The organism is Mesorhizobium sp. M0751, from assembly GCF_040320265.1.
Lineage (GTDB): Bacteria > Pseudomonadota > Alphaproteobacteria > Rhizobiales > Rhizobiaceae > Mesorhizobium.
On record NZ_JAMYPH010000014.1, the window covers coordinates 39,799 to 54,168 of the forward strand.

Here is a 14,370-nt window from a genome sequence, read left to right on the forward strand (position 1 = left end):
ACGCCCGAGCTGCCAACCTCCCCCCTAGAGGGGGAGATGTCCGGCAGGACAGAGGGGGGCGCCGTGGAGCGCCAGGGCCGGAGAACTGTGGAGGCAGAAATGCCTGACCGTTCCTTCCTCTCCTGGCCGTTCTTCGAGGATCGTCACCGCGAGTTGGCGGAGCGGCTGGAGACATGGTGCGCCAAGAACCTGCCGGTCGCGCATAACGACGTCGACGCCGCCTGTCGCGAGCTGGTGGCCAAGCTCGGCCAGGACGGCTGGCTGAAGCCGACGGCGCTCGATACCGACAACCCTGCAGCACTCGACGTGCGTACGCTCTGCCTCACGCGCGAGACGCTGGCCCGGCGTGACGGGCTGGCCGATTTCGCCTTCGCCATGCAAGGGCTCGGCACTGGTGCGCTCAGCCTGTTCGGCTCGCCCGACCAGCAGAGCTGGCTGGCGAAGACACGGGTTGGCAAGGCGATTTCGGCTTTCGCGCTGTCGGAGCCGCGCTCGGGCTCGGACGTTGCCAATATGGAAATGACGGCCACGCGTGACGGCGACAGCTATCTCCTATCCGGCGAAAAGACCTGGATCTCCAACGGCGGTATCGCTGACTTTTATGTTGTCTTTGCCCGTACCGGCGAGGCGCCCGGCGCCAAGGGGCTTTCCGCCTTTGTCGTGCCTTCCGAAACCGAGGGGCTGATCGTTGCCGAGCGGCTGGAGGTGATTGCGCCGCACCCGCTCGCCCGGCTGTCCTTCGACAATGCACGCATTCCAGCCTCGGCGCTGATCGGCAAACCCGGTGACGGTTTTCGCATCGCCATGTCCGTGCTCGACGTGTTCCGTTCGACTGTCGGCGCAGCGGCGCTCGGCTTTGCCCGGCGCGCGCTGGACGAAAGCATCACAAGAGTGGCCGAGCGCAGCCTGTTCGGTGCGCCGATGGCCGAGCTGCAGATGGTGCAGGGCCACATCGCCGACATGGCGCTGGATGTCGATGCCGCCGCGTTGCTGGTCTATCGTGCCGCCTGGACCAAGGACATGGGCGCGGCTCGGGTTACCCGCGAAGCCGCCATGGCCAAGCTGTTCGCTACCGACAAAGCGCAAGAGGTGATCGACAAGGCTGTGCAGCTGCATGGCGGCGACGGCGTCCGCAAGGGCCATATCATCGAAAGTCTGTATCGTGAGATCCGGGCGCTGCGCATCTACGAGGGAGCGTCCGACGTGCAGAAGGTGGTGATTGCACGGCAGGTGATGGGGGCGGCCTGAGACCGGAGTTGTGTGGAAGAATTGATTGTCTTTGAGTTTTAAGCGACCGGATTTGAGCATTGGGAGGTTTTGACATGCACACCATCCTGCAGCCGGAAGGCTGGGCGAAACCCGTCGGCTACGCCAATGGCGTTACCGCGCGTGGGCAGCTTGTCTTCGTCGGCGGGCAGGTCGGCTGGAACGGACAGGGCCGCTTCGAGACCGATGATCTTGTCGGCCAGGTGCGGCAGACGCTGGCCAATATTGTTGCCGTGCTCGCCGAGGCCGGCGCCACGCCTGATGATATCACCTCAATGACCTGGTACTTTACCGACAAGGCGGAATATCTGGCCAATCTCAAGGGGATCGGCGAGGTCTATCGCGAGGTGATCGGCCGGCATTTTCCGGCGATGGCCGCTATGCAGGTGATGGCGCTTGTCGAGGATCGCGCCAAGGTTGAGATCCAGGCCACGGCGGTTATTCCGGAGTGACGGCAACACGCGGCAATTTTTTAAGCTTAAAACTTTCGCCTTGAAAAGCGCGGTACTTTGGATAGCATCGATCTTACGACTGCCGTGCCGGGAGGGCTTTCCGGCAGTCCGGTCACTTGGCGTATCAAAGCCGTGCGGGGCCAACCCGTCCGATCACAACCAGAGGGAACGAAAATGAACTTCACCCGTCGCAACCTGCTGCTTCTTGCTGCCGCCATCGGCATCGCCGGCGGCCCGGCCTATGCCGAAGGCACGCTGAATGTCGGCGCCTATCCGACCAATCCGCCTTTTGAATACAAGAACGAGAGCGGCACGTTCGAGGGTTTCGAAGTCGACATCATCAATGAGGCGGCAAAGCGTATCGGCATGACCACTGATATCGCCGACCTCGGTTTCCAGGCGCTGTTCGCCGCCACCACCTCGAAGCGCATCGACGTCGCCATCTCGTCGATCACCATCACGCCGGAGCGGCTGAAGTCTCAGTCGTTCACGCAGCCCTACTATGATTCCGACATGGGCATCGCCGCGAAGGCCGACAGCCCGATCAAAGCCGAGGCCGACCTCAAGGGCAAGATCGTCGGCGTGCTGTCCGGCTCGACCGGCGAAGCCTGGGTCAAGGCCCACCAGGAAGCGGACGGGTTCAGTGACGTCAAAGGCTACGACACGCAGCAGAATTTGCTGCTCGATCTCAGCTCCGGCCGCGTCGATGCGGCGGTCAGCGATATTCCGGGCCTGGAATATTCTTTCACCAGGATGAAGGATCTCGCCGTAAAAGAGCGCATCAAGACCGGCGAGCAGTACGGCCTGATGATGACCAAAGACCACCCGCTGCTCGGCAAGCTGAACGACGCGCTGACCGCGATGAAGAAGGACGGCACGCTGGCCGCGATCCACAAGAAGTGGTTCGGCAGCGACGCACCTGCCGAATCCTCGACCGTCAAGGAAATGCCTATGCCGAAGGCCTGAGCGGCAGTTCGCGCTTAAATGTCGTGCCGGCTTTCGTGCCGGCACGATTTTCGGATTTCGGGCTCGGGCTCGAGCGTCGCGGGACGCCAAACGTTTCGGGAATGCTGCGATGTCGCTGCTGGACACCTTCTTCAACGCCGACGTCATGGTCTCCAGCCTGCCGGCGCTGCTGCGCGGTTTCCTGAACACGCTGTTGCTTGGAATCATGAGCATCGGCATCGGTATTCCCGTCGGCCTCGCGATCAGCCTGGTGCGGCTCTATGCGCCGAAGCCGCTTCGGTTACTGGCTGTCGGCTACATCGACATTTTCCGGGCGATGCCGGTGCTGGTCGTGCTGATCCTGATCTACTATGCGCTGCCGTTCCTCGGCATTCGCCTGTCATCGTGGACGTCCGCGGTGATGGCCTTCGCCATCATCATGGCGGCCTATTCGGCCGAGGTGTTCCGCTCCGGCATAGAGAGCATTCCGCGCGGCCAGTTCGAGGCGGCGCAGGCGCTCGGCCTGCCGTTCTTGCTGACATTGCGCAAGGTGGTACTGCCGCAGGCGATCCGCGTGGTCATTCCGCCAATGACGAGCAATTGCGTTTCGATGTTCAAGGATACTTCGCTCGCATCCACCGTGGCGCTGCCCGAACTGCTGAAGGAAGCGACCAACGCACAGTCGCTCTATGCCAACCCCTCACCGCTGATCGGCGCGGCGCTGGTCTACCTCATCTTTCTCTGGCCGATGGTCCGTCTCGTCAGCCTCCTTGAACGCCGCTTCCAAACCGAAAAGACCCGCTGAATCTGTCAGCGCACTTCGCAGGAGACGACCTTGAACCAGCATCAGATTTCGAAAACCGGCGATGCCGCAGCTTTCCCGGTCGAGACGATCCGCGCCATGTTTCCCGCCTTGCAGCAGGCGGGCGACTTCGTCTTCATGGACAATGCCGCCGGCGCGCAGATCCCGCAAAGCGTACTCGATGCGGTCACCAACCATTTGGTCGCGCATAATGTGCAGCGCGGCGGCCGCTATGGCCGCAGCGTCACCGTCGACCAAGCCGTCGCCGGCGCGCGCGAAAGCGTGGCCTTGCTGATCAACGCCGCCAACCCGGCGGAGATCTGTTTCGGCATGAACGCCACTTCGTTCATCCGCCTGGTCAGCCTCGGCATCGGCCAGAGGCTTTCCGAGCGACCAAACGAGGAGCGTGATGAGATCGTCGTCACCGACATGGACCACGACGCCAATATCGCGACGTGGCTGGCGCTGGCGCCCGCCGGCGCCAAGTTCAAATGGTGGCGGATGCGCGAGGACGGCAATCTGCATGTCGACGATTTGCGCCCGCTGGTCTCCGAGCGCACCCGGCTCGTGGCCTGCACGGTGACGGCGCATTCGATCGGCTCGATTGTCGACGTTGCCTCCGTGGCTGGGATTGCGCATGCGGCAGGCGCTGAAGTGTTCCTCGACTGCGTGCATTACGGACCGCACGGGTTGATCGATGTGCAGGCTTGGGATTGCGACTATCTGGTCTGCTCCGGCTATAAGAATTTCTCGCCGCATATGGGCTTCCTGTGGGGCCGCTTCGAAACGTTGAAGCGCTTGCCGACCTTCCGCGAGGATTTCATCCCCGACGAGCCGCCCTACAAGATCGAGGCCGGTACCTTCATTTACGAGAACGTCTCCGGCATGGATGCCGCGGTGCGCTACCTCGAATCGATCGGCCGCAATTTTGCTCCAGCCAATAACCGGTCGCGCCGCGACAACATCGTCGCCGGCATGAATGCCATCCGCGACTACGAGCAGGTGCTGGCGCGCGAAATGCTGGCGGTGCTCAAAGATTGCGGCGCTACGATCTACGGCGTTGCCGAAGAGGCACGCCTCGGCGAGCGCGTGCCGACCTTCTGCTTCAACATCGGCACGCTGTCGCCGCAGAGGATCGTCGAGGAGATGGCCGAGATGCAGATCGGCATCCGCGACGGCCACATGTATGCGCCGCGCCTGATGAAGCGGCTCAATCTCAGCATGGACAGCGGCGCCGTGCGCGCCTCGCTGGTGCATTACAATACGATCGAGGAAGTCCGGCGCTTCGGCGAGGCGCTGCGCACCATCATCGCCCGGCTGTCCTGATCGGGCTGGCCGGCGGCGCCGGCGCGGTTCTCGTGAAGCGCGAAGGCGGTCGCACCCGGGTTCTCCAGGCCCGGGCGCAATTGCATGCTTGGGATCAAGTAATCGCCGCCATTCTGCTGCCGATAAGGAATGGGCCGGATTGTCTCGAGCGTCCGCATCCTCTCGCGCAGTCGCTCCGCGGCAGGCTCGAAATCGGCCTCCCCGAAACGGTCCACCCTGTAGACCACGAACGGCGGAAGCACGTCGTAGCCCGGATAGTAGAGAATCCCGTGATTGATCGGGAACAGCAGGTCGTCGATCGGGCCGTTGACGCCGCGGGCGGAATAATGCTCCTCCCAGCCGCCGGTGGTCACGATCAGCATTGCGCGCTTGCCGGCGAGCGTTCCCTCACCAAAGCGGTCGCCCCACCGCTTGTCGCTGTGCTCGCCGACGCCATAGGCGAAGCCGTAGGCGTACACCCGATCGACCCAGCCCTTGAGGATCGCCGGCATGGCGTACCACCACAGCGGGAACTGGAGGATCAGGGTGTCGGCCCATAGCAGCTTGCCGATCTCGGCTTTGACGTCATCGGTCAGAGTGTTCGTCGCGAAAGCCTTTTTGGAGGCGCCGGCCGGCAGGAAACGTGCTTCGGGTGGCCACGACGGAAAGTCGGCACGGTCTACCTCGGATTTCCAGCCATCGGCATAGAGGTCGGACACCCGCACCTCGTGGCCCTGGGCCTCGAGTTCCCTGATGGCGACGTCACGCAACGCGCCGTTGAGCGAACGCGGTTCAGGATGAGCAAAAACAAGCAGGACTTTCATGGGTCTACTCCGAAGAAGGGACGATAGACACCAAAAGTAGCCAGCCGTGGGCTGATCCACTATATGCGGGAAATGTATAATATAATGCCGAATAATGGATAGATCGGACGTCACTCTCGAGCGCATGCGCACCTTCGTTCGGGTTGCCGAGCGCGGTAGCCTCTCGGCTGTGGCGCGCGAACTCGGAGTTGGGCAGTCGACAATCACACGGCATTTGCGGGAACTCGAGGAGGCCGTCGGAGTACCCTTGCTCAGCAGGACCACCCGACGGGTCACGATGACCGATGAAGGCAGCCGCTACTATGCCGACAGCGTCCAGATCCTGCGCCTCGTTGAGCAGGCCGGCGACGAGGCGCGGGGCACACGCGGCGCGTCGGCCGGCACGATCCGGATATCCTGCACGGCGGCGCTCGGGATCTTGCACGTCAGCCGGCTGATCTTCGGCTTTCAAGACAGCTACCCAGATATCGGCATCGATCTCAGCCTCACCGACGAGCGCATAGATCTTGTGCGGGAGGGCGTCGATATCGCGCTTCGCCTTGGCCCGCTCACCGACAGCTCGATGAAACTGCGGGCGCTCGGCCAGTCCCGGCGTCTGCTGGTGGCGGCGCCGGCCTATCTGGCGGCGCGGGGCAGACCGGCTGTCCCGCAGGATCTGCGTGGCCATGAAGGCATCCGGATGTCGAACATCGCAGGAAGCGACATGCTCGTCCTGCAGGGGCCGGGCGGCGAGACCTTTGCGGTGCCCTTTGGCGGGCGACTTCGTGTGGACCATGGGCTTGCCGCGCGCGAAGCCCTTGTCGCCGGACGCGGTATCGCACCCGCCCACCACTGGCTTGTCGACGATCTTCTGGCGGCCGGCCGGCTGGAGGTGGTCATGCCGGGCTATTTTCCGCCTCCCGTCCCGCTGAGCATGCTGATCGTTCCGGAGCGTGCGGGCATTGCCCGGGTGCGGCTGCTGGTCGACTTTCTCGCCGAGCAGATTGTCGGCATTCCGGGGATCGAGAAGCGGTAGCCGGCCGGCAAACCTAGTCGGATCAGGCCGCCTTCTTCTTTGCCAATCTTGCCTTGATGCTGGCAACGTCGGCACGCGGCGTTGCCGCGAACAGCGTCCTGGTGTAGCTGTGCTTGGGGTCGGCGAAGACCTCGTCGCGCGAGCCGTATTCGACCGCTTCGCCGAAATACATCACCATCACGTCGTCGGCGATATAGCGCACCACCGACAGGTCGTGGCTGATGAAAACATAGGTCAGCTGAAACTCGTCCTGCAGGTCGGCGAGCAGGTTCAGCACCTGCGCCTGCACCGACAGGTCAAGCGCCGAGACCGGCTCGTCCAGCACCAGGAGGCTGGGGTTGAGCATCAGCGCGCGGGCGATGGCGATCCGCTGGCGCTGGCCGCCCGAAAACATATGCGGGTAGCGATTATAGTGCTCGGGGCCGAGACCGACCTTCTTCAGCATCTTCATGGCAAGATCGCGCCGCTCGTCGGCCGTGCTGTCGGTGTTGATGAGCAGCGGCTCGCCAAGCACGTCGCCGATCTTCTGGCGTGGATTGAGCGAACCATAGGGGTTCTGGAAGACGATCTGCACCTTGCGACGCATTTCCTTCGACAGGCCGTCCCTGGCGATGTCCACCTTCTTGCCGTCGATGAAAAGCTCGCCGGAGGTCGCCGGATCGATCAGGGTGATGATGCGGGCAAGTGTTGACTTGCCGCAGCCGCTCTCGCCGACGATGGCCAGCGTCTTGCCCTTGTTGACGCTGAACGAAACACCCTTGACCGCATGAACCGTACGGGAAGGGCGGAAAAGCCCGCCGCCGACATGATAGTCGCGCACGATGTTCTTGCCTTCGACTACCGTCACGCTCATGAGGCGGTTCCTCCTGCGGACCGGGCTGCGACTACAGATGGGGCCGGCTCGAACAACATGTCGGAAACAGTAGGCAACCGGTCGCCGACGGCGTTTTCCGGCAGCGCCGACAGGAGCGCGCGCGTGTAGTTGCTCTTGGGGGACTCGAACAGCGACAGCACGTCGGCCTCTTCCATCTTGCGGCCCTTGTACTGGACGATGACACGGTCGGCGGTCTCGGCAACCACCCCCATATTGTGGGTGATCATGATCAGGCCCATGCCGTATTTGGCCTGCAGGCCGACCAGCAGATCGAGGATCTGCTTCTGGATGGTGACGTCGAGGGCCGTGGTTGGCTCGTCGGCGATCAAAAGCTTGGGATTGCAGGCGATGGCGATGGCGATCATGACGCGCTGGCACTGGCCGCCCGACATCTGGTGCGGGAAGGAGCCCAGCCGTTCCTCAGGGTCGGCGATGCCGACGAGCTTCATCAATTCAATGGCGCGCGCCCGGCGCTGGGCGCGGTCCATGCCCATGTGGAAGCGCAGCACCTCCTCGATCTGGAAGCCGACGGTAAAGCACGGGTTGAGGCTGGCGACCGGCTCCTGGAAGATCATCGAAATGTCCTTGCCGACGATCTTGCGCCGCTCGGATGGGCCGAGCTTAAGCAGGTCGATGCCGTCGAAGGCCATGCGGTCCGCCCTCACCGTCGCCGTGTTGGGCAAAAGCCCCATCACCGCCAGCATCGCCACCGATTTGCCGGAACCGGATTCGCCGACGATCGCCAGCACCTCGCGCGGTTCGACCGACAGGTCGATGCCTTGTACCGCCATGAATGGTCCGGCGGCAGTGTCGAACGAAACGGTCAGGTTCTTGATCTCGAGAAGAGGCATTGGATTATGACCTCTTCAGCTTGGGATCGAAGGCATCGCGCAGGCCGTCGCCAATCAGGTTGATGGCAAGCACAGTGATCAGGATGGCAAGGCCGGGGAATGTCACCACCCAAGGCGCGCGCAGGATGAACTCTCGCGCCGAGGCGAGCATCGTGCCCCATTCCGGCGTCGGCGGCTGCGCACCGACACCGAGGAAGCCGAGCGCCGCAGCCTCGAGAATGGCGTTGGAGAAGGACAGCGTCGCCTGCACGATCAGCGGTGCCAGGCAGTTCGGCAGGATCGTCCTCACCATCAAGCGAAGATGACCGGCGCCGGCCACCTTGGCGGAGATGACATATTCGCGGTTCTTTTCGGCCATCACAGCGGCGCGGGTGAGACGCGCAAAATGCGGCTGCAGCACCAGCGCGATCGCCAGCATGGCGTTGAAAAGGCCGGGGCCGAGGATCGCCACCAGCACCAGCGCCAGAAGCAGCGACGGGAAGGCCAGAATGATATCCATGATGCGCATGATCAGCGTGTCGACCCAGCCGCGGAAATAGCCGGCGAGCACGCCAAGCACGATGCCGCTGGTGAGTGAGAAGACGACGACCACCAGGCCGATGAACAGCGAAAAACGCGCCCCGAAGATCAACCGTGAAAGCATGTCGCGACCGACGGCGTCGGTGCCGAGCAGGAACATCGATTTGCCGCCTTCCTGCCAGGCAGGAGGTGCCAGCAGCGCATCGCGAAACTGCTCGTCGGGCGAATGTGGGGCGACGAACGGCGCAAAGATCGCCACCAGCACCAGCGCCGAAAACACGACAAGGCCGATGACCGCGCCGGTGTTCATCGAGAAATAGTGCCAGAACTCGGCGAAAGCCCGTTGCCTGCCGCCTGTCGGGATGGAGGCAGCGGTGGCTTCGGCGGCGGATTCGTCGGTCATCTCACTGCACCCGGATGCGTGGATTGATGACGGCGTAGAGCACGTCGACGATCAGGTTCACCGCCATGACGATCAGCGCGATGATCAGCAATCCGCTCTGGACGACGACATAGTCGCGCTTGCCGATGGCGTCGATCATCCATTTGCCGATGCCCGGCCAGGAAAAAATGGTTTCGGTCAAAATGGCGCCCGCCATCAATGTGCCGACCTGCAAGCCAATGGTGGTGACCACCGGGATCAGCGCGTTGCGAAAAGCGTGCAGACCGATGACGCGGCGCGGCGCCAGGCCCTTGGCGCGCGCGGTGCGGACATAGTCCTCGCCCAGCACCTCGAGCATCGCCGAGCGCGTCTGACGCGCTATGACGGCAAGCGGGATCGTCGCCAGCACGATCGACGGCAGGATCAAATGGCTGACGGCAGATTTGAAAGCGCCGCTCCTGCCGGAGATCAGGCTGTCGATGAGCATGAACCCGGTCGTCGGCCTGAAGAAATACTGCAGGCCGATGCGGCCGGAAACCGGCGTCCAGCCGAGATAGCCGGAGAAGAAGATAATGAGCAGCAACCCCCACCAGAAGATCGGCATCGAATAGCCGGTCAGCGCGACACCCATCGTCGCCTGGTCGAACCACGAGCCGCGCTTGACCGCGGCGAAAATGCCGGCGGGGATGCCAAGCAGGACGGCGATGATCAACGCCACTGTCGCCAGTTCCAGCGTGGCTGGAAACAGCGCCTGGAATTCGCCGAGCACCGGCCGCTTGGTGGCAATGGATATGCCGAAATCGCCGGTGAGGACCCTGCCGATATATTCCAGGTACTGGATGACATAGGGCCGGTTGTAGCCAAACTGCTCGATGAGCTGGGCGTAGCGCTCGGGGCTGACGCCGCGCTCGCCGGCCAGGGCCAGGATGGGATCGCCAGGCAGAAGCCGGACGAAAGCGAACGCCGCCAGCGATATGCCGAACACGGTCGGGATGATCAAAGCGAGCTTGTGGAGGAGATAACGGAGCATCTTGCTTCATAGAACGGCGGCGCGGGAAGTCCAGCGCCGCCGTTCATTTTCTCAGGGCTTATTCGGAGACGTCGACGCCGTCAAACCGATGAATGCCGAGCGGGTCCATAACGAAGCCCGTCACCTTCTTGTTCATCGGCATGAAGACCTTGGAGTGGGCGATGGTAAGCCACGGGGCCTCACGCTTGAACACCACCTGGGCTTCCTCGTAGATCTTGGTGCGCTCGGCGACGTCCGTCGTTGCCTTGCCTTTCTTCAGCAGATCGTCGAACTCCTTGTTGCACCAGATCGCATAGTTGGACTGGCCGATGGCATCGCAACCGAGCAGGAACAGGAAGTTATCCGGATCGCCATTGTCACCGGTCCAGCCCAGTTCAAAGGCGCCGTCACGATCCTTGGCCTTGCCGCGCTGGCGGTACTCGGTCCATTCGTAGCTGACGATCTCCGCCTTGACGCCGACGGCGGCATAGTCGGCCTGGATCAACTCGGCGACGCGCTGGGCGTTCGGGTTGTAGGGGCGGCTGACCGGCATAGCCCAGATCTTCATCGAAAGATCCTTGACGCCTGCATCGGCCAGCATCTTCTTGGCCGCCTCCGGATCATAGGGATCGTCCTTGATGTCCTTGTTATAGGACCACATGGTCGGCGGGATCGGGTTGATGGCCGGCGCGCCGGCGCCCTGGTAGACCGCGTCGATGATCGCCTTCTTGTTTACCGCCATGTTGAGGGCCTTGCGGACCTCGACCTTGTCGAACGGCGGCTGCGTCGTGTTGTAAGCCATGTAGCCGATGTTCAGGCCTTCCTGCTCGTCGACCTTGAGGTTCGCGTCAGCCTGCAGTCCGGCAATGTCGGCCGGCGCCGGGTATGACATGATATCGCACTCGCCTGCTTTCAGCTTCTGCGCGCGTACGGCGGGATCGGGTGTGATGGCGAAGATCAGATCGTCGATCTTCTGTCGGCCGCCAAAGTAGCCGTCCCACGCCGCATAGCGCACGACCGCATCGACCTGATAGTCGACGAACTGGAACGGACCAGTGCCGACCGGCTTCTGGGTGAACTGCTGCCTGGTGCCGGCCTTGTCGAGCTGGTCGGCATATTCCTTGGAAACGATCGAGGCGAAATCCATGCCGAGGTCCGGCAGGAACGCGACTTCAGGCTTGTTCAGCACGAATTTCACCGTCAGGTCGTCGACCTTGACGATTTCCTTCAGGAGATCGGGGAAGCCCATGCCGGTGAAATATTCCCAGCCGGTGCCTTCCAGATAACTGTACCACGGGCTTTCTTTCTTCCACTGGCGTTCGAAGGAAAAGATCACGTCGTCGGCGTTGAAGTCGCGTGTCGGCGTGAAATAATCGGTCGTCTGGAATTTCACACCCGGGCGAAGCTTGAAGGTGTATTCGAGACCGTCGTCGGAAACCGTCCAGCTCTCGGCCAGGCCGGGCGAGATGGTGGTCTTGCCATGCTCGAACTCGACCAGGCGCGAATAGATGGTGCGGGACGAGGCATCGAAGTCGTTGCCGCCGCTCCATGGCGACGGGTCGAAGCCGGCCGGCGAAGCCTCCGAGCAATAGACCAGTTGTTTTGCATTGGCCATGCCGCCGAGGACGCTTGCAGCCAGCAACGCGGCTGCAAAAGTCAGTTTCTTTTTCATTGAGCACTCCCTGATGTTCTTCCAAGCCCCTCTATCAGGCTCGCGAAGGCCGCATATAAGCACCGTTTTTCTAGCTTTGGAACTGCTCGTTTGCCTAACCCACGGGAAGCAGAAAAAAATTCCGGCACGCAGCAGATTGTGGAAAAAACGAGCCGAATCCGCAGATCACGACATTATTAGCGACTTCAATTTTTTGTTGATCGGCGATGCCGCCAACTGGGGGAATCGAGCCGTTCGGTTCAAGAGATGCGCGTCCGAAAAGCGGTCGCGGCCGAGAGGTTTGACGGCAAGTCTTACCGCGCTGCCAGGTGAGCGAGGCTTGCAGGGCCGCCGCTAGTGGCAATACATAGATAGATGGACAGCGTGCCGGATTTCCCAGGTTCCGGGCATTGCGGCAAACGTGGATACCTTTGTTCGTCAGGGGCGGCGGTGGCGCTCAAGCGTGCCGAAACAATAAGAACGATTGAGGGAGCGACAGGTGGCAAAACCGGCAAAGACAACGACCGCGGCGAAAGCAAAGGCCGAGGCAACATCGAAAGCGGTCAAGCCAAAAGCGGCCGCCGCCAGGCCGAAGGCAAGCGCGAAGCCGGCGGCGAAGACCGCGGCTGGAACGGCTGCTAAACCGGCAACCGGCAAGACTGCGCCTGCTGCAAAATCTGCCGCCAAGCCGGCGGCGAAGGCAGTGCCGACAGCGCCACGACCGCCGGCAGGTCCGGCCAAGAGATTACCGAAGGCGATCACCGCACTGGCCGCCGGCCTGCCTGAAAAACCATGGCTCCAGAGTTACCCAAAGATCGTGCCGGCCGAGATTGGCGCCCTGCCCTCCAGCTCGATCGGCGACTTTCTCGTCGCCGTGTGCAAGCAGTTTGCGAATCGGCCGGCCTTCGTCTGCATGGGCAAATCGATCACCTATGCCGACCTCGAGCGACAGTCGGCCGCCTTCGGCGCCTATCTCCAATCAACGGGGCTGCAGAAGGGCGCGCGCGTCGCGCTGATGATGCCGAATGTGCTGCAATATCCGGTGGCGATTATGGCAGTGCTTCGCGCCGGCTATGTCGTGGTCAACATCAATCCGCTCTACACGCCGCGCGAGCTGGAGCACCAGCTCAAGGATTCCGGCGCTCAAGCCATTGTCATCCTCGAAAATTTCGCCTGCACCCTGCAGGCGGTGATCGCCAGGACCGCGGTCAAGCATGTCGTGGTCGCCTCGATGGGCGACATGCTCGGCGGGCTCAAGGGAACGATCGTCAACTTCGTTGTACGCCGCGTCAAGAAGATGGTGCCGGCATGGTCGCTGCCCGGCCATGTCAAATTCAACGCCGCGTTGAAGGCCGGCTCTGGCATGGCCTTCAGGCCCGCAAAGGTCGCGGCCGACGACATCGCCTTCCTGCAATACACGGGCGGCACGACCGGCATCTCCAAGGGCGCGATGCTTTTGCACAGCAACATTTTGGCGAACGTCGCGCAGAACGCGTTATGGGCCGAAGACGCCTTTACGGTCAAACCGAAGCCGGCGCATATGAACTTCCTCTGCGCGCTGCCGCTTTATCACATTTTTGCGCTTACGGCGAACGTGCTGGTAGGCATGCAGCAAGGCGCGCAGAACGTCCTCATCCCCAATCCGCGCGACATTCCCGGCTTCGTCAAGGAGCTGCAGAAATACCCCATCCACATCTTTCCGGGCCTCAACACGCTGTTCAATGCGCTGCTCAACAATGAGGAATTTCGCAAGCTCGATTTCAAGCCGCTGATCCTGACGCTGGGTGGCGGCATGCCGGTGCAGAGGGCCATCGCCGAACGCTGGAAGGCGCTGACCGGCTGCCCGATCAGCGAGGCCTACGGGCTCACCGAGACCTCGCCGGGGGCAACCATCAACAAATTCAGCGACGGCGTTTACACCGGCACGATCGGCCTGCCGCTGCCCTCGACCGAGCTCGCCATCCGCGACGACGACGGCAACAATTTGCCACTCGGCGAAGTCGGCGAAATCTGCATCCGCGGACCGCAGGTAATGGCCGGCTACTGGAATCGGCCGGACGAGACCGCCAACGTGATGACCGAGGACGGCTTCTTCAAATCGGGCGACATGGGCTTCATGGACGAGCTTGGCTACACCAAGATCGTCGACCGCAAGAAGGACATGATCCTGGTTTCCGGCTTCAACGTCTATCCGAACGAACTCGAGGAAGTGGTGGCGCAGCATCCAGGCGTACTCGAAGTGGCGGCGATCGGCGTGCCGGACGAGCATTCGGGTGAAGTGCCGAAGCTGTTCGTCGTCAAAAAGGACCCGGCACTGACCGCCGAGATGCTGACGGCTTATTGCCGCGAGAACCTGACCGGCTACAAGCGTCCCAGGTATATCGAGTTCCGCACCGAGCTGCCGAAGACACCGGTCGGCAAGATCCTGCGACGGGCGTTGCGGGGCTAGGCGCAGCTTGAGCGATTGCATCGCCG

14 protein-coding genes are annotated in these 14,370 nt (G+C 62.3%); 8 read left to right on the top strand and 6 right to left on the bottom strand.

Annotation, left to right across the window (positions count from 1 at the left end; translation table 11 throughout):
* The first annotated feature begins 99 nt into the window (after positions 1-99).
* The 5 genes from NKI19_RS21080 (at position 100) to NKI19_RS21100 (ending at position 4,791) form a co-directional block, all read left to right on the top strand.
* Positions 100-1,248, top strand: a complete 1,149-nt coding sequence (locus NKI19_RS21080; protein ID WP_352565193.1) for an acyl-CoA dehydrogenase family protein — start codon at positions 100-102, stop codon at positions 1,246-1,248.
* Positions 1,249-1,322: 74 nt separating this feature from the next.
* Positions 1,323-1,718, top strand: coding sequence for a RidA family protein (locus NKI19_RS21085; RefSeq protein ID WP_352565194.1), 396 nt, complete (start codon positions 1,323-1,325; stop codon positions 1,716-1,718).
* Positions 1,719-1,892: 174 nt separating this feature from the next.
* Positions 1,893-2,684, top strand: a complete 792-nt coding sequence (locus tag NKI19_RS21090) for an ABC transporter substrate-binding protein (protein ID WP_352565195.1) — start codon at positions 1,893-1,895, stop codon at positions 2,682-2,684.
* Positions 2,685-2,793: 109 nt separating this feature from the next.
* The gene (locus NKI19_RS21095) at positions 2,794-3,468 is read left to right on the top strand and encodes an amino acid ABC transporter permease (protein WP_292656040.1); all 675 of its coding nucleotides are present in this window, start codon (positions 2,794-2,796) and stop codon (positions 3,466-3,468) included.
* A 30-nt stretch (positions 3,469-3,498) separates the two neighbouring features.
* A complete protein-coding gene (locus NKI19_RS21100) occupies positions 3,499-4,791 on the top strand; it encodes a cysteine desulfurase-like protein (RefSeq protein ID WP_352565197.1) in 1,293 nt (430 codons plus the stop codon).
* Here NKI19_RS21100 and NKI19_RS21105 read toward each other — a convergent pair.
* The gene (locus tag NKI19_RS21105) at positions 4,722-5,594 is read right to left on the bottom strand and encodes an NAD(P)H-dependent oxidoreductase (protein WP_352565198.1); all 873 of its coding nucleotides are present in this window, start codon (positions 5,592-5,594) and stop codon (positions 4,722-4,724) included. The genes NKI19_RS21100 and NKI19_RS21105 overlap by 70 nt on opposite strands.
* Positions 5,595-5,688: 94 nt before the next feature.
* Between NKI19_RS21105 and NKI19_RS21110 the strand changes: the two genes are divergently transcribed.
* Positions 5,689-6,609: a LysR family transcriptional regulator gene (locus tag NKI19_RS21110; protein WP_352565199.1), complete on the top strand. Its 921-nt coding sequence runs from the start codon at positions 5,689-5,691 to the stop codon at positions 6,607-6,609.
* A gap of 22 nt (positions 6,610-6,631) precedes the next feature.
* Here NKI19_RS21110 and NKI19_RS21115 read toward each other — a convergent pair whose 3' ends face one another.
* Genes NKI19_RS21115 through NKI19_RS21135 form a run of 5 tightly spaced genes read right to left on the bottom strand, consistent with a single transcriptional unit; the run spans position 6,632 to position 11,916 of the window.
* Positions 6,632-7,462 carry a dipeptide ABC transporter ATP-binding protein gene (locus tag NKI19_RS21115; protein WP_352565201.1) on the bottom strand — a complete coding sequence of 277 codons (831 nt, stop codon included), beginning with the start codon at positions 7,460-7,462 and terminating at the stop codon, positions 6,632-6,634.
* On the bottom strand, positions 7,459-8,334 hold the full coding sequence (locus NKI19_RS21120; RefSeq protein ID WP_023676824.1) for an ABC transporter ATP-binding protein: 876 nt from the start codon (positions 8,332-8,334) through the stop codon (positions 7,459-7,461). Before NKI19_RS21120 ends, NKI19_RS21115 begins: the two co-directional genes overlap by 4 nt.
* Positions 8,335-8,338: 4 nt before the next feature.
* The gene (locus NKI19_RS21125; RefSeq protein WP_023676823.1) at positions 8,339-9,256 is read right to left on the bottom strand and encodes an ABC transporter permease subunit; all 918 of its coding nucleotides are present in this window, start codon (positions 9,254-9,256) and stop codon (positions 8,339-8,341) included.
* Between the two features lies 1 nt (position 9,257).
* The gene (locus tag NKI19_RS21130) at positions 9,258-10,265 is read right to left on the bottom strand and encodes an ABC transporter permease subunit (protein ID WP_023676822.1); all 1,008 of its coding nucleotides are present in this window, start codon (positions 10,263-10,265) and stop codon (positions 9,258-9,260) included.
* Between the two features lie 58 nt (positions 10,266-10,323).
* Positions 10,324-11,916 (bottom strand): ABC transporter substrate-binding protein, encoded by a 1,593-nt coding sequence (locus NKI19_RS21135; RefSeq protein WP_352565203.1) that lies wholly within the window; start codon positions 11,914-11,916, stop codon positions 10,324-10,326.
* 354 nt (positions 11,917-12,270) lie between these two features.
* On the opposite strand from NKI19_RS21135, the gene NKI19_RS21140 reads away from it, so the two are divergent.
* Both NKI19_RS21140 and NKI19_RS21145 read left to right on the top strand, forming a co-directional pair.
* Complete coding sequence (locus NKI19_RS21140) at positions 12,271-12,537, top strand: hypothetical protein (protein WP_352488084.1); 267 nt, start codon at positions 12,271-12,273, stop codon at positions 12,535-12,537.
* 61 nt (positions 12,538-12,598) lie between these two features.
* On the top strand, positions 12,599-14,344 hold the full coding sequence (locus NKI19_RS21145) for a long-chain fatty acid--CoA ligase (protein ID WP_352565205.1): 1,746 nt from the start codon (positions 12,599-12,601) through the stop codon (positions 14,342-14,344).
* Positions 14,345-14,370: the final 26 nt, after the last annotated feature.

Bases quoted from the DNA above. Each gene is read 5' to 3' on its own strand.
- NKI19_RS21125 (WP_023676823.1), bottom strand. From the start codon at position 9,256: ATGACCGACGAATCCGCCGCCGAAGCCACCGCTGCCTCCATCCCGACA.
- NKI19_RS21120 (WP_023676824.1), bottom strand. From the start codon at position 8,334: ATGCCTCTTCTCGAGATCAAGAACCTGACCGTTTCGTTCGACACTGCC.
- NKI19_RS21130 (WP_023676822.1), bottom strand. From the start codon at position 10,265: ATGCTCCGTTATCTCCTCCACAAGCTCGCTTTGATCATCCCGACCGTG.
- NKI19_RS21090 (WP_352565195.1), top strand. From the start codon at position 1,893: ATGAACTTCACCCGTCGCAACCTGCTGCTTCTTGCTGCCGCCATCGGC.
- NKI19_RS21095 (WP_292656040.1), top strand. From the start codon at position 2,794: ATGTCGCTGCTGGACACCTTCTTCAACGCCGACGTCATGGTCTCCAGC.
- NKI19_RS21105 (WP_352565198.1), bottom strand. From the start codon at position 5,594: ATGAAAGTCCTGCTTGTTTTTGCTCATCCTGAACCGCGTTCGCTCAAC.
- NKI19_RS21085 (WP_352565194.1), top strand. From the start codon at position 1,323: ATGCACACCATCCTGCAGCCGGAAGGCTGGGCGAAACCCGTCGGCTAC.
- NKI19_RS21115 (WP_352565201.1), bottom strand. From the start codon at position 7,462: ATGAGCGTGACGGTAGTCGAAGGCAAGAACATCGTGCGCGACTATCAT.
- NKI19_RS21080 (WP_352565193.1), top strand. From the start codon at position 100: ATGCCTGACCGTTCCTTCCTCTCCTGGCCGTTCTTCGAGGATCGTCAC.
- NKI19_RS21110 (WP_352565199.1), top strand. From the start codon at position 5,689: ATGGATAGATCGGACGTCACTCTCGAGCGCATGCGCACCTTCGTTCGG.
- NKI19_RS21135 (WP_352565203.1), bottom strand. From the start codon at position 11,916: ATGAAAAAGAAACTGACTTTTGCAGCCGCGTTGCTGGCTGCAAGCGTC.
- NKI19_RS21140 (WP_352488084.1), top strand. From the start codon at position 12,271: ATGGACAGCGTGCCGGATTTCCCAGGTTCCGGGCATTGCGGCAAACGT.